Source organism: Bacteroides sp. D55t1_190419_B8 (assembly GCF_015558905.1).
In the GTDB taxonomy this organism is placed as follows: domain Bacteria; phylum Bacteroidota; class Bacteroidia; order Bacteroidales; family Bacteroidaceae; genus Bacteroides; species Bacteroides vicugnae.
Genome location: NZ_JADMOU010000001.1, coordinates 501,358 through 521,025, shown reverse-complemented (window position 1 = coordinate 521,025; position 19,668 = coordinate 501,358). Strand labels below are relative to the sequence as shown.

The window sequence follows — 19,668 nt, the reverse complement described above, 5'->3', positions numbered from 1 at the left end:
TAAATACGATAGTTCCTCGAACTTTTTTCTCGTACAAAAATGATAAATAACTATTTAGAAAGGCAAATTAAGGAAAATTTTCCTTATCAACCAACTTTAGAGCAGGAAATTGCTGTAAAATCTCTTTCAGAGTTTCTGCTGTCCACACTGGCGGATGAAGTCTTTATCTTAAGAGGTTATGCCGGCACTGGTAAAACTTCATTGGTAGGGGCATTGGTGAAAACCATGGATCAATTGCAGCAGAAATCTGTATTGTTGGCTCCTACAGGGCGCGCGGCAAAGGTCTTTTCAACATATGCAGGACATCCGGCTTTCACCATTCATAAAAAAATATATAGGCAACAGTCTTTTTCGAATGAGCTTAGTAATTTTTCGATCAATGATAATCTGGCTACAAATACTTTATTCATCGTTGATGAGGCTTCCATGATTTCAAACGAAGGACTGTCGGGGAGTGTGTTTGGAACAGGTCGTCTATTGGACGATTTAGTGCAATTTGTTTATTCGGGGCAGGGGTGTCGTCTCTTGTTAATGGGTGATACTGCGCAGCTTCCTCCGGTAGGAGAGGAGTTAAGCCCGGCACTTTTTTCCGATGCATTGAAGGGGTATGGGCTTGAAGTACGTGAGATTGATCTTACTCAAGTAGTCCGTCAGGTGCAAGAATCCGGAATATTATGGAATGCCACACAGTTGAGGCGATTGATAGCGGAGGATGATTGTTATTCTTTGCCTAAAATAAAAATAGCAGGCTTTCCTGATATTAAACTGGTACCGGGAACGGAACTGATAGAGGAACTGACTAATTGTTATGATCATGATGGTATGGATGAAACGATTGTTGTCTGTCGTTCTAATAAGCGTGCAAACCTATATAATAATGGAATACGTGCTCAAATTCTTTGGCGTGAAGATGAATTGAACTCAGGAGATATGTTGATGATAGCTAGAAATAATTACTATTGGACAGAGAAATATAAGGAGATGGATTTTATAGCGAATGGCGAGATAGCAGTTGTCCGGCGTGTTCGTCGAACTCGTGACATATATGGCTTTCGTTTTGCGGAAGTCACTCTCCGTTTTCCTGACCAGAATGATTTTGAATTGGATGCAAATCTCTTATTGGATACTTTGCATTCGGATTCACCTGCATTATCAAAAGAAGACAATGACCGATTATTTTATACAGTACTTGAGGACTATATAGATATTCCAATCAAAAGAGACCGGATGAAAAAGATGAAAGCTGATCCGCATTATAATGCATTGCAAGTGAAATATGCATATGCAATAACCTGTCATAAAGCGCAAGGTGGGCAGTGGCAGAATGTATTTTTAGATCAGGGGTATATGACGGATGAGTATTTGACTCCTGATTATTTCCGATGGCTGTATACGGCTTTTACTCGTGCGACAAAAACATTGTATTTGGTGAATTATCCGAAAGAACAGGTGGAGTGATTAAGATGTTTTTATCTCAAAACTTTTTTAAAAGCCCTTCATTTTTCATATACACATCATGGAGGATTTATTTATAGAACCTTCTTATTACAAACTTACTTTTTGTATTGAGATATTGCAACTTTATTATTAGATGTTATAGAATAATTCTCCATTTCCATTTGTAACATTGATTGTTGCTTCGTCTGAATATTCAAGTCTGGTAATAAATTCGATGCTTTCTTTGTCTAGTTCCAATATGTCGGTGGCATAAACACTAACAGACAGTTTACGGAATCTTCTGTCTTTGTTTGATACTATAATTATTGTTCCAACATTTTGAAAACCTTCTATTTGGGTTCCACTATTTTCTATCGTAGCTTGGGCAATATACAGATTTAGTGAAGATACGTTGTATTCACCACCTCCTTGTGTAATACTGATAGTCACCTTATTTTCGCTACCAATCTTTACTTTTATATTTCCTGTTCTATTTCTAATTTAGAAATTGGTTCTGTTGTAATTCCCTCCTGTTTGTCATCATTACATCAACCCTACAAGGAGCAGGATAGACATAACCATTAATAACTTATTTATTGTTTTCATATCTTCAGTTTCATTTTAATAAGTTTATTATTTCCAGTCTTTGAGAGATTTGATACTGTCGAATACTAGTTCTTCATCCTAGAAAGAGCGAGCTATTCTTTGCATAGTCGGTAATTGCACTGTTTCAAAATTGTCTCAGTTGGAGGCCATAGTAAAAATCATGTGTGAACCGTAAGCATTGGCACGCATACCCCGCAAATTATTTTCTCTTGGAAAAGATTTTTTTTAAAAAAAAGATAAATCGGACTAAGTGTTTATTATTTTAGCATTGTTTTATTAACAGAGGAGGGGAAGTCGACACCATCCTTGAGAGTTTAATAAAATGTATAACCATTAAATAAAATGTATGGAAAGCAAACATTCGCTTCGAAACTCGAAGTTATTTCGGGCTTTATTAGTCTTTTTGTTTTTGGCAGTTCCTGTACAATGGGCTATGGCGCAGTTGACCTTATCAACTCCCCGTACAACTTTAGGCACTGTAATCAAGCAAATTCAATCACAATCAAAGTATCAGTTTTTTTATAATGACAAACTTTCAACCATTACGGTTGAGCCTCTTAAAGTGAAGGACGCTTCTTTGGAGCAAGTATTAAGTACACTCCTTAAAGATAAGGCAGTCTCTTATAAAATAGAAGAGAATATTATTTATTTATCTGAAAAGGGGGATTCTAATCCAGTACAACAGCAAAGTGGAAAAGAACGTACTATAACCGGACAAGTATTGGATTCTAAGGGTGAACCTCTAATTGGTGTTAGTATCTTAGTAAAGGGAACAACAGATGGCGCTATTACGGATTTAGATGGTAATTATAAAATAATCACAAAAAGTAATAATCCTATTATTATTTATTCTTATATTGGCTATAAGACACAGGAGGTGCCTTTAAAAGGGCAGACCTCTATCAATATAACGTTGATGGACGATACACAAGTGATTGATGAGGTTGTAGTTACAGCACTAGGTATCAAACGTTCAGAGAAAGCTTTGAGTTACAATGTAACACAAGTAGATGCCGAATCGGCTTTGGCTGTAAAAGATGCAAACTTTATCAACTCTCTAAATGGAAAGGTCGCAGGTTTGAACATCAACTCTTCTTCTTCCGGTATTGGTGGTGCAAGTAAGGTTGTTATGCGTGGATCAAGAGGTATTGAACAATCTTCCAATGCACTTTATGTAATTGACGGTATTCCAATGTATAATTTAAGTGCTTCAGGTGGTTCTGAAGAATTTCAATCACAAGGTTCCACAGAAGCTATAGCAGATATTAATCCGGAAGATATTGAATCAATGTCGGTCTTATCCGGAGCCGCTGCTGCCGCATTGTATGGTAGCAATGCTGCCAATGGTGCTATTGTAATTACTACAAAGAAAGGAAAAGTTGGGCGTGTATCTCTGACGGTATCCAGTAATACAGAAATGTTATCCCAGTTTGTTATGCCGGAATTCCAAAATCGTTATGGCACATCCGGCACAGATGCCAGTTGGGGAAAGAGACTGAACGATGCCAATTACTATGGATACGATCCTGCAAGTGATTATTTCCAAACAGGACTTATCGGAACAGAGTCTGTAACACTTTCTACCGGAACTGAACACAATCAGACTTATTTGTCTGCTGCTGCGGTTAATTCACGTGGAATTATTCCCAATAATAAGTATGAACGCTATAACTTTACATTCCGTAATACAACTCTTTTCCTAGATGATAAAATGAAGTTGGATGTGGGGGCTCAATATATTATGCAGAAAGACCGTAATATGGTAAACCAAGGTATCTATGCCAATCCATTGGCTTCTGCTTATTTATTTCCACGTGGTAACGACTGGGAAGATTATAAGATGTATGAACGTTATGATTTAGAACGTAACATGTATACTCAATACTGGCCGCAAGGTGGTGGTTCTTTTCGTTTGCAAAATCCTTACTGGATCAACTACCGTAACTTGCGCGAAAATGACAAAGACCGTTATATGTTGAGTGCAGCTTTGAGTTATGATATCTTAAGTTGGTTGAATGTAGCCGGGCGTGTACGTTTGGATAATTCCTATAACACATATACACAAAAATACTATGCTTCTACTATTGAAACCATAGCTGAAGGTAAAAATGGTTTTTATGGAGTAACAAATACTCGTGACAAACAAACATACGCGGATTTGTTGCTGAATATTAACAAGACATTTGGAGAGGATTGGAGCCTGACTGCCAATATTGGTGCTTCCTATTCCGATAATCGTTCTGAAGCTCTTGGTGTCAGTGGACCGATTGCCGCAAACGGTCTTCCTAACTTTTTCACTGTTGCCCAACTGGATAAGGATACAGGTAAACGTGAGGAAACCGGTTATCGTGAACAGACTCAATCTATATTTGCATCAGCGGAAGTTGGCTATAAGAGTACTTATTATTTAACTCTTACCGGACGTAATGATTGGCCGAGCCAACTGGCGGGCCCGAACTCAAAACAAGCATCTTTTTTCTACCCGTCAGTAGGTACTTCTATTGTTCTGTCAGAGTTGTTTAAGTTACCTGAAAGTATTTCTTACTTGAAATTACGTGCTTCATGGGCATCTGTTGGTCTACCCTTCGGGCGTTTCTTAGCATATCCGACTTTCTCTTGGAATACTTCTACCGGAGCGTATTCTTCTCAATCTGCATATCCATTATATGATTTGAAACCGGAAAGAACAGACTCTTGGGAAGTTGGTCTTACTGCACGCTTTCTGAAAAACTTCAATTTGGATGTTTCATTCTACAATACCAAGACTTATAATCAGACTATGGATGCCAAACTTTCTCCAACAGGAGGATACAGCACTTTTTATGCACAGACTGGTAATGTACGCAACCGTGGTGTAGAACTCTCTTTGGGTTACAAAAATACATGGAATAAATTTACATGGAGTTCGAATTATACATTCAGCGCCAATAAAAACAAAATATTAAGCTTGATTGACGGGTATATAAATCCTGTGACAGGTGAAGAGATTACAAAAGACCGAATGGATGTAGGTGGTTTATCAAAGGCTAGGTTTATTTTAAAAGTAGGTGGTTCTTTGGGTGATCTTTATTCACAGTCCGACTTACTCCGCGATTCGAATAATAAGATTTATGTAAATGAAGATGGAAATGTGACAGTAAACGATAAAGTTGATGACATTTATCTAGGTTCTGTCTTCCCAAAAGCTAATATGGCATGGCGTAATGATTTCCAATATGGCAATTGGGGGCTTGGTTTCTTGTTAACAGCCCGTTTGGGAGGTGTTGTGTATTCTGCAACCCAAGCCGTACTTGATTCTTATGGTGTGTCTGAGGTAACAGCGGCAGCCCGTGACAATGGTGGGGTTGTGATAAATGGTAATGATAGAATTGATGCACAAAAATGGTATTCAGTAGTCGGTGCTGACAGTGGTATTCCTCAATACTATACGTATAGCGCCACTAACTTGCGTCTGCAAGAAGCTTCAGTAAGTTATACCATTCCAAGAAAAAAACTGAAAAACATAATGGATATAACTCTTTCATTAGTAGGACGTAATTTATGGATGATTTACTGTAAGGCTCCTTTCGATCCGGAGTCAGTGGCAACTACAGGTAATTATTATCAAGGAATTGATTACTTTATGATGCCTAGCCTTCGTAGCGTAGGATTCAATTTGAAACTTAAATTCTAAAAACTGAAAAGATGAAGAAAAATACAATAATACAGTTTATAGTCGCTGGTTTGTTTCTTTTTGGTACAACTGCATGTACGGGAAACTTTGAAGATTATAATAAGAATCCTCATGAACCGGATCAGAACGATATGGGGGTAGATTGGTATTTAGTGAGGTCATTAGCTCTTAACTTGCAGGATTTAATGATGCCGGAACAAGAAAACTTTTCTCAGTATGTAGACTGTTTGATGGCAGGAGGATTCTCGGGATATGTAGCAGACTCTAATTTGGGAACAGGTTGGTCTGGTCGTTATGCAACTTATAATCCTTCGGATGACTGGAAGAAAATTCCATTTAATGATTTCTATTCAAAGTTCTATCCTGATTATTTTAATTTGAAGAATCAGAGTGATGATGAATTATTCTTATCATTAGCCGAGCTATATCGCATTGTTGTTATGTTACGTGTAACAGATACATATGGTCCTATTCCTTATTCACAGGTGGGAGCCGCTAACGCAATCAAATCCCCTTATGATTCTCAGCAAGCTGTTTATACTAAGATGTTTGAGGATTTGGATAATGTTATCTCAGTATTGAGTAAATATGCTAGCCAGAGTTTCAGTTCAAGTGCAGACAGAATTTATAATGGTAATACATTAGCATGGTGCAAGTTTGCCAACTCTTTGAAGCTTAGAATGGCGATGCGTACTTGTTACGTAGCAGGATTCAATGTGAACGGAAAAACATCGCAGCAGTTGGCTGAAGAAGCTGTAGAAGCAGGTGTAATGACTACCGTCTCTGACGGTGCTTATCGCAAAGTTGCCGATCATAATCCGTGGCAACGTTTTATGGTACTATGGTCTGACGCACGAATCTCAGCCGATTTAACTTGTTACATGAATGGTTATAATGACCCTCGTCGTGAAGCCTATTATGACAAAAGTACTTTTGGTACCGTATCAGGAAATGCATATACGGGAGAAGAAGGTTACGTCGGATTGCGTCGGGGCATTTTGCAGGGACAGTATAATTCTTGGTCACAAGGTTCTTCTTGTATGAAAGTAGCTGCAAGTGATAACATTGTTGTATTCCGTGCTTCAGAAGTTGCTTTCTTACGTGCTGAAGGAGCTCTTCGTGGGTGGAATATGGGAGGCTCTCCAAAAGACCTTTATGAAGCAGGTATCCGTTTGTCATTTGAAGAAAACAATATCAGTAGTGGAGTAGAAAGCTATTTGGCGAATACTGGAAAAGTAGAAGGCTACAAGGATCCATTAAAAGGACAGAGTGGGCAGACTTATGATTATTCCGGTTCGATTAATACTGCTGTTACAGTAGCATGGGCTGGTGGTGACTTTGAGAAAAGTCTTGAACAGATTATTACTCAGAAATGGATTGCCAATTTTCCGAATGGTATGGAATCATGGTCTGAATATCGGCGTACCGGCTATCCAAAGTTGATGCCGATGGCGGCAAATGCCAGCAGTGGTATTGTTGATGATACAGAAGGTGCGCGGCGTATGCCATATCCGACCGACGAATATCGTGAAAATAAAGAAAGCGTGGAGGCTGCTGTTTTGACTTTGACTCAAGAGTCTAAGACTAAAAAAGGAGACTCAATGGCTACTCATGTTTGGTGGGATTGCAAATAATTATATATCAAAAGAAAATTGAACGAATATGAAGAGAAATAGTATATTCAAAACATTGTTTTCTGCAATGACACTGGTTGCTGTAGCATCTTGTTCCGACTGGACAGATGTAGAAAGTATTAAACTAAATACGCCGACTATTGAGGAACAGAACCCTGAGCTTTACGCCCAATACGTAAAGTCTCTTAATGAATTCAAGACATCAGAACATCAGGTTGTGATTACTTCAATTGACAATGTAAGCACTATTCCAACCTCGCGCAGCCAACATCTTACTGATATGCCCGACAGTATTGATTACATTTGCTTGAATAATATCATGGAAGTGAGCGAAGTAAATGCATCTGAAATGGAAGAGGTGCGTCGGTTAGGTACAAAAGTGTTAGGTTTGGTAGATTTCGATAAAATAGAAAGTGCATGGAAAAAAATCCTTGATGAGGAAGCTGCCAATGTACAAACTGTTTCCGATGAAACAGAGAATGAGGGAGAAGAAGAACCTGTTGATAATGCAACACGCTTTATTGAATACTGTAAGAATGAAGTGGCTAAACAAGTTGCAGCAAGCAGTGCTTTGGGAGTAGACGGAATTGTAGCAAACTATACAGGTTTTGACCTTAATTCACTGGTTGAGGAAAGCGAAATAGCTGCTGAAACAGCACGTCAAGCGGCATTTTTTGATGTGGTATCTAATTGGAAAGCTTCAAATATGGATAAAACAATTATTTTCAAAGGTTCTCCGCAAAATGTTATCGACAAGAAGTTATTTGCTGATTGTAAGTATATTATTATCAATGCACATGGTGCCAAGAATCAAAATGAAATGTCATATCTCGTGTTAATGGCATCTGCCAAGGATGTGCCCACTGACCGCTTTGTGATGGGGGTGACTACTCCTTATCTTACCAATTCAGGGAGTTATAATGGGGAACTAGGCGATGGTTCGTCTGCTATCATAGGAGCAGCTCAATGGGCTGTCTCAAAAACTTCTGACTATACCAAGGCAGGAATCTCGATTGATGCAGCGGAAAAAGACTACTTTAATGTTGCCAACATTTATCCGACTATAAAAGAAGCCATTAATATATTGAGTCCAACCGTTAAATAAACAACATCTTATGAAACTAAACAACCTAATAATCACTGCCCTTGCCGGTTTTTCGGTATTTCTCGGCAGTTGCCAGAATAATGATGAAAACGAGCAACACTATGATAACAAACTTTTCATTTCAGCATCCAACTTTACTAAAGAAATACTTTTTAAAGCTGGTGATACAAATGTGGAAGCTGGTATTTCCGTTGCTATAGCCAAGCCTGAAGAACATGATATCATGGTAACTATGGCACCCGCTCCTGAACTTTTGTCAACTTACAAAATGGCATATTATGATGAAAATGCAATACTTCTGCCTGAAGAGCACTATTCCATGCCTGAAACTACTACAAGCATAAAGTCCGGTAGCATAGTCAGTCCTGAAGTGTTTATTGAATTCACCAATACAGGCGAGCTTGACCTCAAAACAACTTATGTACTACCTGTAACTATTAAATCTGTGGAGGGAATTGGGATATTACAAAGTGCCAAAACATATTATTACGTATTCCGCGGAGCATCACTCATTAACGTAGTATGTAATATTAGTCGAAATCGTGCTTATCCCGACTTTAATAATGACTCTAAATTCAATAATTTGACAGAGCAGACAATGGAAATTTTGTTCAAAGCTACTTCGTTCCCCAATACATTAAATACATTAATGGGTATTGAAGGTAACTACTTATTACGCCTTGGTGATGCTGGCGTTCCATCCAACCAATTACAAGTGGCTACATCTGGCGGAAATTGTACAAGCACAGATCTCCAGTTTGAAAGTGACAAATGGTATCATTTAGCTGTTACCTTTAATAGGGGTGCCATTAAAGTGTATGTCAATGGAGTAGAGAAACTTTCAGACTCTGTATCTAAAACTTCCGTTAATCTGGGAGCTAAACATACGAATGAAGAAGATGGTTCACGTTGTTTTTGGGTAGGTTACGCTTACTCAAGTGACCGTTACTTTGATGGAGTTGTTTCTGAAGCTAGAATTTGGAACCGGGTACTTACTGCAGAGGAAATCCAATCTGCCAATCATTTCTATACAGTAGAACCTGATTCAGAAGGACTTATCGCTTATTGGAAATTCAACGAAGGCTCGGGAACTGTAGCAAAAGATTACAGTACGAGTGGCTATGACTTGACAATTGAAAACGAACCTAATTGGGTGTCCGTCTCATTACCTCAATAATAAACTCATAAAATCTCGAATATGATAAATAATATCAAACATAGTTTTCTGCCATTGGCAATGTTTGCCATGACAATTTTTACATCTTGTGAAGATGATATTGTAGTAGGAAGCAGGATTGATGAATCTCCTTATCTAACATCCACGCAGTTAAACGGTTTACTACTGGATGAAAATACTAATAAAAACAGTTCTGTTGTGGAGCTCCGTGACAATGAACACAGTACTAACGTAGTGTTTCGGCTATCCAAACTTCCTCAAAAAGGAGTAGATGTTCAAATAGCTGTTGATGAATCATATGTGGCTACTTATAATGCTGTCCATGAGACTGATTTCAAAGCCTTTCCCGCAGCCAACGTCAAAATAGCCAATAATGGTACTTTTGTGCTTGCGCCGGATGATAAAAATACTCCGAGTGTAAAAGTAACTCTCACCGCATTCGAAGGAATGAAAGAAGATGAAACATATATCATTCCTTTGACAGCTACATCAACAACAGAAGGAGTTACATTGACCGAATCATCCAAACATATGGTACTTCTTGTGCAAGATTACCGTAACAAGCCTAACACCAACAAAGGAAAAGATGCGGTACAGATGGTACTTTACTTCGAGATTAATGATACCAATCCACTTAATGCACTGGAGTTTCTGACAGAAAGTGGTAAGTATTATTTTGATCATATAGTGCTTTTTGCAGCTAACATTAACTGGGATCCTGAAAAGAAGCGTGTGTATCTGTCAAACAACGAAAATGTTCAATTCTTGCTTGACAATAATGACAAATATCTACAACCACTTCGTAAGGTTGGTATGAAAGTCATCATCAGTATCTTAGGTAACCATGATGAAGCAGGAGTAGCCCAACTTTCGGATATGGGAGCTAAAGAGTTTGCTCGGGAATTGGCAGCTTATTGTCGTGCATACAATCTGGATGGTGTTGCTTTTGACGATGAATATTCAAGCTCACCGGATTTATCTAATCCATGGCTTGCAAGTCAGTCTGCCTATGCAGGTTCACGGTTAATGTATGAGTGCAAATTGGCGATGCCTGAAAAGATTGTTTCGCTCTACAATCTTGGAGCAATGTACTCAAATAGCCTTCAGATTATTGATGGTGTTGATCCCGGTCAATATTGTGATTACGCTGTAGGTGATTATGGAGGCTCTGCAAGCCCTGGTACTGGTATGACACTGAAACAATGTGGCGGCATGTCGATTGAGCTTCGCCGTGGTAGCGGAGATTCAAGTGAATCAACGGCACGTTCTAAAAAAGAAGCCGGGTTTGGATACTATATGTTTTTTGCGCTTGATCCTTCATTATATAGGTCGCAGGTATCTCGTTGCCAGAGCGTATGTAGAGGATTGTATGACGAAGAACTCGTTTACCCGAGCCACTATTACAGTAAAAATAGCACAGAGCGTAAGGCTCTCTAACAGAAGTTTATATTTCACCTTAAAAACAGAAAAAGATGGACTTTCTAAAAAATATAATGATAACATTGTTGGCAGCTACCATGTTGTGGGGTTGTTCCGATGATGATGAATCGATCAATGGGAGTGAGGCTACTATCTCATTGTCTACCAATACTATCCAGACTGATAAAAATGGAGGAAACATTACTGTTACAGTGGCAAGTTCGGGAGATTGGAGACTGGCGGGTGTATGTGATTGGGCACACCCGTCGGTTATGTCAGGAAAAGATGGTGACGTAGTCACTTTTACAATTGATCCTAATACACTGGACGAGAAGCGTACGGCGACTTTCAAATTTTTTACAGGTTCTGCTGTAGCACCTTTGCAGGTAGAAACTTTGCCTGATTATATTATAGATTTACTTTCTGATGATAACTTGTCGATTTCAAGAGAAGAAAATGCTATACAAATTCAGCTCAATACAAATATCGCTGAACCTGTCATTACTTATAGCGAGGGGGGTGAAGAATGGTTGGCATTTGATAAACGGAGTGATTTTGGTGGTAAAGTTACCTTGTCATTTAAAGCTGCAAAAAATGTAACTTATAAAGAACGTTCTGCTACCATCACTATTTCAAGTCCACTTGTTACGAACCCTGTAAACGTCAATGTAAACCAAAAACGAACGGAAGCTATTATTCCGGAAACGGACGTTTTGATGTATGATCTTTCAGCGCGTACCATTTCATTCAAGGTAAGATATAATGTTGAATATACGGCTTCAATTGTACAAGGAGACGAATGGATTACCGAACAATCGGTTTCTCAACCGCAATTAGGAGATGATGGCTTGACAACAGTAACTTTGACTTATACTCTTAGTGGTGCTACAGACACACGTGGAGGTCTTGTCCGGATTACTAATACAAATAATACGTTAGCCAGTGATATCGCTGTAGTACAAAAGGATCCTGACGTTGAATTAGTCAGTATTCCGGACCAAAACCTTAGAGCGCTTGTGGTAAAAAATAATTGGGCTCTTTCAATTGCAGGTTCTCAATGCATTATTTTAGAAGCAGGACTCAATGCTACTTCGTTGTCAAATAGTTCATATTCTAGTCAACTCACGGATCTTACGGGAATAGAAAATTTCCCGAACCTCACTTCATTAAGTTTGGGATATTGCACAAATATGAAGAAGCTTGATATTTCAGGTTTACATAAAGTGAAATCATTATCATTAAGTAACGCGAGATATTGCGAAGAATATAATTTAGGAGATAATCCAATCCCCAGTTTTAATGCAGGGGGAACTTATGCGTATTCATATGCAGAAAGCCTTAAATTTAGTAGCAGTAAGTTGGAATCTTTAGATTTAAGCATTATTTCATGGTACGAAAGTTATGACAATGTGACTTCTATTGATGTTTCAGAATGTCCAATGCTAACGACCTTAAATGCTAACCGTAGTAATAAAGTTAAAACTCTTTATCTGAAAAAAGGCCAGGAGATTCCGAATCTAACTAAAAATGACGCAACGACTATTGTTTATAAATAAACAAATAAAGCCGTTACTATCCGGCATCGTTCAGCAGAATAAAGCTGTTTTATTCATTGCTTATCATCTTTAGACAAAATCCTCTTGCTTTACCTTACTTATATAGAATGGTAGAGCAGGAGGATTTTTCTTTTGCTTCTTAATAGCTATCCTTGGTTTTAATGATTTGTGCCACCGTGGTGGCACGACTGTGCCATCGCCTTGTCACAAGCGTGCCACTTCGATGGCACAACTGTGCCAATATGGTGTCACTGTCATGGCATTTAAGGCTTGTTACCAGTCATAAGCTTCGATATACTTATCGAACTTAGGTGGTTGTAAAACACCACAATGCTTAAGGATATTCAGCACTTGCTGTTGTTCGGCGGGAGAGAGTAAACGTTCACCTTTGCGGGCACGGTAATAGGTTCTGCGACTGAAAAAACTCATTAGGTGTGTGATTACACTTTCCATTTGTTTATGGGGCAGGCTTTCCAAGATGCCGATGAATCCTTTTGCATAGCGCGCTTTGATATTGGAACGATAATAAGGGCAATCTCCTTCTACAGTAGTTAAACGCTTGGGACTAATAATTGTCCAATGTTCGACCTTTTCCGGTACACTTTGTTCGGCGAGTTGTCTAAGGCATGTGTCGGCTTTCGGACATTGTCGGTTCAGGCACATCGAGTATTGATAAGGGACTTCTGAAAAGTCAAGTTTTTCTTTCATGCTCATGAATTATTGTTTGTGGGAGCAAAGGTAGTGAAAAAGTAATCAAGAGGAGATAAAAACAGCCTGAAAGTAAAAAGATACTTTCAGGCTGTTTTTATCAGTTGGAATCTTGATAAATAGGCTTTTATTATGTCTTAAGGGCTTTTATTCCTTAGAAAAAGAATAAGGCATATCCTCTTCTTTTGTTCCTCTATTCTGATTAGGTTTGTTGTCCATGTCTACTTTGATAGTACCACCTTTGAATAAATCCTCGTGACGAAGATAATTCTTGGTATAATCAGTTCCATTGAAATTCATGGAGTTGATATAGAAGTTCTTTTTGCTATTGTTCGGGGCATCAATTACTAAACTATTGCCATTCTCAAAATGAAGAGTTGCTTTCTTGAACAGTGGGGCACCTAAGATATACTCATCCGTTCCTGGGCAAACAGGATAAAAGCCCAGGGCGGAGAAGACATACCAGGCGGAAGTCTGTCCGTTGTCTTCATCACCGCAATAACCGTCAGGCCCCGGAGTGTACATCCTGTCCATTACTTGGCGTAACCAGTATTGGGCTTTCCAGGGTTGGCCGGCATAGTCATACAGATAAATCATATGCTGGATGGGTTGGTTACCATGTGCATAGTTACCCATATTCATTACTGTCATTTCACGAATCTCGTGAATCACCTGTCCATAGTAGCTGTCGTCAAAAATGGGAGGTACGGCAAAGACAGAATCCATCATAGTAATAAATTCATCCTTTCCGCCCATCAGGTCGATAAGCCCTTGAGGATCATGGAAAACTGACCAGGTGTAGTGCCAGCTATTTCCTTCTGTAAAGGCATCGCCCCATTTCAACGGAGAGAATGGAGACTGGAATGTGCCGTCCGCATTACGTCCGCGCATCAATTTAGATTCTTTGTCGAAAAGATTTTTGTAGTTCATGGCACGCTTGGCGAAAAGGTTGATTTCCTTTTTCGGACGTTTCAGTTCTTTGGCCAGTTTATAGATACACCAGTCATCGTATGCATATTCCAGTGTACGGGCAGCGTTCTCGTTGATTTTCACATCATAAGGAACATAGCCCAATTTGTTGTAGAATTCGTGTCCCAGACGCCCTGTAGAAGAAACTTCAGGATGTACGTTTTCTGTGCCGTGAAGCAAACCCTCATACAAAGTCTTTACGTCGTCTACTTTTACCCCTTTCATATAGGCATCTACTAAGATGGAGGCTGAATTGTTACCAACCATGCAACCTCTGTGTCCGGGGCTTGCCCATTCGGGGAAGAAACCACTTTCTTTGTAAGTATTGATAAGTCCTTCCTGCATTTCCTTGTTGACAGAAGGGTACATCATATTCAATAATGGGAAGAGGCAACGGAATGTGTCCCAAAAACCAGTATCGGTGTACATATATCCCGGCAGGACTTGACCGTTGTACGGGCTGTAATGAATCGGTTGTCCGGCGGCGTCCAGTTCATAGAACTTGCGCGGGAAAAGCAATGAACGATACAGACAAGAATAGAATGTGCGGTATTGGTCAAGATTGCCTCCTTCCACTTCTATTTTACCTAAAACTTGATTCCAGGCTTCTTTTCCTTTCTTGGCTACCTGTTCGATATTGTCTTTACCCAGTTCTTTCATATTTGCGGCAGCCTGTTCGAAGCTGATGAAAGAAGAGGCGATTCTGGCATGTATTTGTTCGCCTTTCTGTGTCTGGAAACCGATAATAGCTCCGGCATGATCAGTAGTCTGTTCGGCTATGTTTTCTTGCAGATTACCATTGGCTACTGTAGCTTTATAAGTGAAAGGCTTGTCGAATTCAATGATAAAATAATTCTTGAAGTTTTCGGGAACTCCACCGCTGTTGCGAGTGGTATAACCGATAATCTTGTTTTCTTCCGGGATTATTTTGATGTAGGAACCTTTATCAAAGGCATCTACAACAACATAAGAGTGATCGTTTTCAGGGAAAGTGAAACGGAAGAGAACTGCACGTTCTGTCGGTGCCATTTCAGTGACCACATCATGTTCTGCAAGATATACTTTATAGTAATAAGGAGTGGCAATCTCTCCTTTATGCGCAAACCAACTGGCACGCTTTTCTTCATCAAACACCGGTTTGCCAACTATTGGCATGATGGAGAACTGTCCGTAGTCATTAATCCATGGACTGGGTTGATGCGTTTGTTTGAAACCACGAATCTTATTAGCGGTATAGGTATATTGCCACCCGTCTCCCATTTTTCCAGTTTGGGGAGTCCAGAAGTTCATTCCCCAGGGACGGGCAATGGCCGGATAAGTATTACCTGTTGATAACTCGAAGGTAGACTGCGAACCCATTAGCGGGTTGACATATTGTGTCCAGTCTTTGGCTTTGGCAAAGAATGTGCAACCAAGCACACAAACTGTCAGTAATATTCTTTTCATGGTATATATGTTTTGTAGTTAGGCTTGTCAGTCATCCAGATTTCCATTCTTCCGCCGTTTACTATATCCTGATGGTTGAAGAATGGAGTTTCCAAAGACTTGCCGTTCAGTGATATGCTTTCAATGTATTTATTCTTTTTGGAATTGTTCTTTGCTATAATGCTGAATGTTTTACCTCCGGGCAGATTGATCACTGCTTTATCGAATGCGGGGCGTCCGATAGAATATACCGGCTTTCCAGGACATACTTGATAGAATCCCATAGAGTTGAGTATGTACCATGCAGACATCTGACCGCAATCCTCATTACCGGATAGCCCGTCTACACTGTTGGCATACTGACTGCGATAAACACTATCCACTAATTCTTGGGTTCTCCATGGACGATTTACGTAATTGTACAAATGAATCACATGATGGCTCGGTTCGTTGCCATGTGCATATTGACCGATAAGTCCGCTGATATCTGACGATGTTGTCTCACCTTCGAGTGATGAATCAGCCGTAAACAGTGAGTCGAGTTTCTGAACGAATGCCTCCTCGCCACCCATCAGGTTGACCAGTCCTTCTACATCGTGAGGTACAAACCAAGTCCATTGCCACGCTGTTCCTTCACAATAATCATCATTGCGATGAGTCGATGCACGCGGATTGAACGGGGTGCGCCATTCACCTTTCGAGTCAAGTCCACGCATGAAGCGGGTTGATTTATCGAAATAGAATTCGTATGCTTTGGCAAAACGCTCGTATTTGGCTTTGGACTCAAAATCATTCATTGCTTCTGCAAAAATAGAAATGCACCAGTCATCATACGCATACTCCAGCGCTTTAGCTACGGATTCATTTTCACGGTCGCAGGGAATATAACCAATGGCATTCTTATAATATTTCGCTTTCGGCATGAGATGCGGCAGTACCAAGTCCGGGCATTTGATACCGGTAGTATCATATTCGGCTGCACGCAGACAGGCCTTATAGGCTTCTTTTGCATCGAAATTGCGATACCCTTTCATATAAGCATCCACTATGACGGGGACAGCATGATAACCGATCATGGTACCGGTATAGTTGGAAGCCAAATCCCACATCGGGTATATTCCGCCTTCCTGTTGCTTCTTTATCAGTGAATTGATAAATTGATTATTCAAATTGGGATCGATAATCGTCATTAACGGGTGCAATGCGCGGAAAGTGTCCCACAATGAGAATACGGTATACACAGGATTGACAGTATCTCCCTGATGCACTTCGAGATCCATTCCTAAATAACGTCCGTCTGCATCGCTAAACAGATTCGGGCTGATTCCCGTATGGTAAAGAGCGGTGTAGAAGATGGTTTTATCTTCCTTGTCGGAAGTTGTAATGTCAATTTTCGACAGATATTGATTCCACGCCTGACGTGCGTCTTTGCGTACCTTATCGAAATCCCATCCGGGAATTTCAGATTCGACATTCTTGCGTGCGCCTGCTATATCGACAGCGGAAACGCCTACTTTCACAAGTACTTGTTCGTTCTTCTTCGTGTCGAAATGCAACAGTGCTTTGCAGACGGGAAGTCGTTTGCCGTCGTCCATGGTAATAGAATCCGTAATCAATGTATAAGAGAACGGTTTAGAGAATTTGGCATAGAAATTAATATATTGGTCGAAAGCCCAATAAGTAGTTTTTTTATGTCCGCAAATTTCCGTGTCACTGATCACTTCGATTTCCATTTCCGAGTTAGTCTGTCGTTGCAGGCTGTAATCTAAATCGATGATAAAACCGGATTCTGAATTTTCGGGGAAAGTATAACGGTGGATGGCACCGCGTTTAGTTGCTGATATTTCAGCTTTTACCTGATAGGTGTCCAGAAAAACAGAATAATACCCCGGTTCTGCCACCTCGTTTTCGTGAGAGAAAGAAGAAGCATAGACCAGTGTCTGGCTTTGGGGATCGGTAGTTAGATATTGTTGTTTGCCGACAGTAGGCATGAGTAGCACATCCCCGTAGTCGCAACAACCTGTGCCGCTGACGTGTGTATGTGAGAAACCGTTGATGGTAGAGTCTGCATAATAGTAACCCGAACAAGCATCCCAGCCATCAATTCGGGTGTCCGGGCTGGGTTGAATCATGCCGTGGGGAACTACTGCTCCGGGGAAAGTGTGTCCATGTCCACCGGTACCGATGAAAGGGTTGACATAAGAACTGTAGTCTTTTACATTAGTGGGGGCTGTGCAGGAGCTAAGTGTGAATAAACCTCCTAAACATCCTACTGTTAGGAATGTTTTTAAATTCATGGTATTAATGGCTTTTAAGTTTTATCACATTTGTTCTTTATCTCTCTATTTAGGAGAGATAAAGATGTTGTTTCCTACGATTTTATAATCGATAGGTATGGAGTTTTGCAATGATTTCAACACGGATTCGATGGTTGACTTCTTTTTCAGTACACCAGAATAGGTTTTGTCTGCCTTCATGTCCGGAGACAAAATAATCTTTACGTCATAGAAACGTTCCAAAGCCTTACTGATTGTGAAGATATCCGCCTTCTGAAATGGAATCAGATTATCATGCCAGACTGCATCCAGTTTTGCATTTACTTGCTTCACGGTCAGGCGTCCATTGTTTTTGTTTAATTCGGCGCGTTGGCCGGGAGCGAGAATAATTTGTCCTTCTTCTTTGTTGCCTTTTACTTCAATTTCACCTTCAATCAATGTTGCCTCTGCTATTCGGCAATGCCTATCACATTTGAAGTTGAATGTCGTTCCTAGTACACGTACTCGCATCGCATCACTTTGTACGGTGAATGGCTTATGTCGGTTTTTGGTTACCTCGAAGTAAGCTTCTCCATCCAAATAAACGTTACGCTCTTTCTCGGAAAATTCGCGGGGATACTTTAAAGTTGCCGAATTATTCAGCCAGACTTTGGTGCCATCTGGCAAAATGATTTCTTTCACGATGCCTTCATTGGCTACTGCGACCATCATTTGTTGGTCGTTTCCGTTTTGATAAAGCCAATATCCGAGCCCGCCGCCAATTACCAATATTACAGCAATCATTGCAGCGTATTTCATCCAATGCTGCATATTTAGTGCTGTTTTTCTCTGTTTTCTTTTTTCCTCGTCCAACTTTTTATTAAGCCGTCTTTCCGCACGAAGTATTCGCTGCTCGTTAGCATACTGGTCGAATTTACCGAGATGATAAATTTCTTCCATGCGAAAGAGCTGGCGGGCATTTTCTTCCGATTCTTTCATCCAGGTATTCACCTCGACAAGCTCTTCTTCAGAACATTGTCCTGTCAGATATTTGTTTATTATTTCTTCACTCAGATTATTCATTTTCTTTTCCTTCATATTAATAATACAATTCAGAATACAAAAACACTTATCATTATCTCCATAAAAATAAGAAAAGAATTGTCCAAAGAGGATTGAGACGGCTTCGTAAGTACTTCAAGGCTTTATACATATGGGCTTCCACAGTGCGGAGGGAAACACCGAGAACATCAGCTATCTCTTTGTTTTTCATATCGTGCAGATAGCTTAGCTTGAAAACTTCTTTGCATTTGTCCGGAAGTTCATTAATCGCATCGTGGATTTCTTTGCGGAGTTCCTTGTCTTCAATCCTCCGGATTACCTCATTATTGTCCGGTTGATAAAATTCGGTACGCTTTTGGTTGATTTCTTCCATGGCAGCACAGTAACCGTCTTCTACATTACGGTGTTTTAAGACATTTAGGGCACGGGTATAGACTGCACGATAGAGAAAGGCTTGAATCTGTTCGCCTATTTCTATATGGTCTTTGCGTCTCCACAGTTCTACAAATACATCTTGTACCATGTCTTCAGCCTCTTCTTCTCCTACTAGGCGGGTAGCATAGAAGATCAGGTTAGGGTAGTATCTGCGAAATAAACTTTTGTAGGTTACATCGAAGTTCTCATTCATTCTCTCTGATTAGT

Annotated in this window: 13 protein-coding genes; 7 read left to right on the top strand and 6 right to left on the bottom strand. The window is 39.9% G+C overall.

The window, feature by feature from the left end; translation table 11 throughout:
• The first annotated feature begins 39 nt into the window (after window positions 1–39).
• Complete coding sequence (locus tag I2I13_RS01735; protein WP_195648586.1) at window positions 40–1,458, top strand: ATP-dependent RecD-like DNA helicase; 1,419 nt, start codon at window positions 40–42, stop codon at window positions 1,456–1,458.
• Window positions 1,459–1,587: 129 nt separating this feature from the next.
• Here the strand turns inward: I2I13_RS01735 and I2I13_RS01730 are convergent, their stop codons facing one another.
• Entirely contained in the window at window positions 1,588–1,887 is a 300-nt protein-coding gene (locus I2I13_RS01730; protein ID WP_195648585.1) for a hypothetical protein, read from the bottom strand.
• A 502-nt stretch (window positions 1,888–2,389) separates the two neighbouring features.
• Here I2I13_RS01730 and I2I13_RS01725 point away from each other — a divergent pair.
• The 6 genes from I2I13_RS01725 to I2I13_RS01700 are packed head-to-tail and all read left to right on the top strand — an operon-like array spanning window position 2,390 to window position 12,607.
• Window positions 2,390–5,716: a TonB-dependent receptor gene (locus tag I2I13_RS01725; protein ID WP_148366475.1), complete on the top strand. Its 3,327-nt coding sequence runs from the start codon at window positions 2,390–2,392 to the stop codon at window positions 5,714–5,716.
• Window positions 5,717–5,727: 11 nt separating this feature from the next.
• Window positions 5,728–7,350 carry a SusD/RagB family nutrient-binding outer membrane lipoprotein gene (locus I2I13_RS01720; RefSeq protein WP_148366474.1) on the top strand — a complete coding sequence of 541 codons (1,623 nt, stop codon included), beginning with the start codon at window positions 5,728–5,730 and terminating at the stop codon, window positions 7,348–7,350.
• A gap of 28 nt (window positions 7,351–7,378) precedes the next feature.
• Complete coding sequence (locus tag I2I13_RS01715; RefSeq protein ID WP_195648584.1) at window positions 7,379–8,455, top strand: glycoside hydrolase family 18; 1,077 nt, start codon at window positions 7,379–7,381, stop codon at window positions 8,453–8,455.
• Between the two features lie 10 nt (window positions 8,456–8,465).
• On the top strand, window positions 8,466–9,632 hold the full coding sequence (locus tag I2I13_RS01710; protein ID WP_148366472.1) for a DUF1735 and LamG domain-containing protein: 1,167 nt from the start codon (window positions 8,466–8,468) through the stop codon (window positions 9,630–9,632).
• Window positions 9,633–9,653: 21 nt separating this feature from the next.
• Window positions 9,654–11,069 carry a BT_3987 domain-containing protein gene (locus tag I2I13_RS01705; protein ID WP_195648583.1) on the top strand — a complete coding sequence of 472 codons (1,416 nt, stop codon included), beginning with the start codon at window positions 9,654–9,656 and terminating at the stop codon, window positions 11,067–11,069.
• A gap of 35 nt (window positions 11,070–11,104) precedes the next feature.
• A complete protein-coding gene (locus I2I13_RS01700; RefSeq protein ID WP_195648582.1) occupies window positions 11,105–12,607 on the top strand; it encodes a BACON domain-containing protein in 1,503 nt (500 codons plus the stop codon).
• Window positions 12,608–12,880: 273 nt separating this feature from the next.
• Here I2I13_RS01700 and I2I13_RS01695 read toward each other — a convergent pair whose 3' ends face one another.
• The 5 genes from I2I13_RS01695 to I2I13_RS01675 form a co-directional block, all read right to left on the bottom strand.
• A complete protein-coding gene (locus I2I13_RS01695; RefSeq protein ID WP_167511841.1) occupies window positions 12,881–13,315 on the bottom strand; it encodes a DUF6078 family protein in 435 nt (144 codons plus the stop codon).
• Window positions 13,316–13,462: 147 nt separating this feature from the next.
• Entirely contained in the window at window positions 13,463–15,730 is a 2,268-nt protein-coding gene (locus I2I13_RS01690; protein ID WP_148366468.1) for a GH92 family glycosyl hydrolase, read from the bottom strand.
• Window positions 15,727–18,006, bottom strand: coding sequence for a GH92 family glycosyl hydrolase (locus tag I2I13_RS01685; protein ID WP_195648581.1), 2,280 nt, complete (start codon window positions 18,004–18,006; stop codon window positions 15,727–15,729). The genes I2I13_RS01690 and I2I13_RS01685 overlap by 4 nt, the downstream gene beginning before the upstream one ends.
• 45 nt (window positions 18,007–18,051) lie before the next feature.
• Window positions 18,052–19,062, bottom strand: a complete 1,011-nt coding sequence (locus I2I13_RS01680) for a FecR family protein (protein ID WP_195648580.1) — start codon at window positions 19,060–19,062, stop codon at window positions 18,052–18,054.
• Window positions 19,063–19,099: 37 nt separating this feature from the next.
• Window positions 19,100–19,654 (bottom strand): RNA polymerase sigma-70 factor, encoded by a 555-nt coding sequence (locus tag I2I13_RS01675; RefSeq protein WP_195648579.1) that lies wholly within the window; start codon window positions 19,652–19,654, stop codon window positions 19,100–19,102.
• Window positions 19,655–19,668 lie beyond the last annotated feature (14 nt).

What these genes read in the sequence shown, in the direction of transcription:
- I2I13_RS01735 (WP_195648586.1), top strand. Translation starts at nt 40, where the DNA reads ATGATAAATAACTATTTAGAAAGGCAAATTAAGGAAAATTTTCCTTAT.
- I2I13_RS01725 (WP_148366475.1), top strand. Translation starts at nt 2,390, where the DNA reads ATGGAAAGCAAACATTCGCTTCGAAACTCGAAGTTATTTCGGGCTTTA.
- I2I13_RS01720 (WP_148366474.1), top strand. Translation starts at nt 5,728, where the DNA reads ATGAAGAAAAATACAATAATACAGTTTATAGTCGCTGGTTTGTTTCTT.
- I2I13_RS01715 (WP_195648584.1), top strand. Translation starts at nt 7,379, where the DNA reads ATGAAGAGAAATAGTATATTCAAAACATTGTTTTCTGCAATGACACTG.
- I2I13_RS01710 (WP_148366472.1), top strand. Translation starts at nt 8,466, where the DNA reads ATGAAACTAAACAACCTAATAATCACTGCCCTTGCCGGTTTTTCGGTA.
- I2I13_RS01705 (WP_195648583.1), top strand. Translation starts at nt 9,654, where the DNA reads ATGATAAATAATATCAAACATAGTTTTCTGCCATTGGCAATGTTTGCC.
- I2I13_RS01700 (WP_195648582.1), top strand. Translation starts at nt 11,105, where the DNA reads ATGGACTTTCTAAAAAATATAATGATAACATTGTTGGCAGCTACCATG.
- I2I13_RS01695 (WP_167511841.1), bottom strand. Translation starts at nt 13,315, where the DNA reads ATGAAAGAAAAACTTGACTTTTCAGAAGTCCCTTATCAATACTCGATG.
- I2I13_RS01690 (WP_148366468.1), bottom strand. Translation starts at nt 15,730, where the DNA reads ATGAAAAGAATATTACTGACAGTTTGTGTGCTTGGTTGCACATTCTTT.
- I2I13_RS01685 (WP_195648581.1), bottom strand. Translation starts at nt 18,006, where the DNA reads ATGAATTTAAAAACATTCCTAACAGTAGGATGTTTAGGAGGTTTATTC.
- I2I13_RS01680 (WP_195648580.1), bottom strand. Translation starts at nt 19,062, where the DNA reads ATGAAGGAAAAGAAAATGAATAATCTGAGTGAAGAAATAATAAACAAA.
- I2I13_RS01675 (WP_195648579.1), bottom strand. Translation starts at nt 19,654, where the DNA reads ATGAATGAGAACTTCGATGTAACCTACAAAAGTTTATTTCGCAGATAC.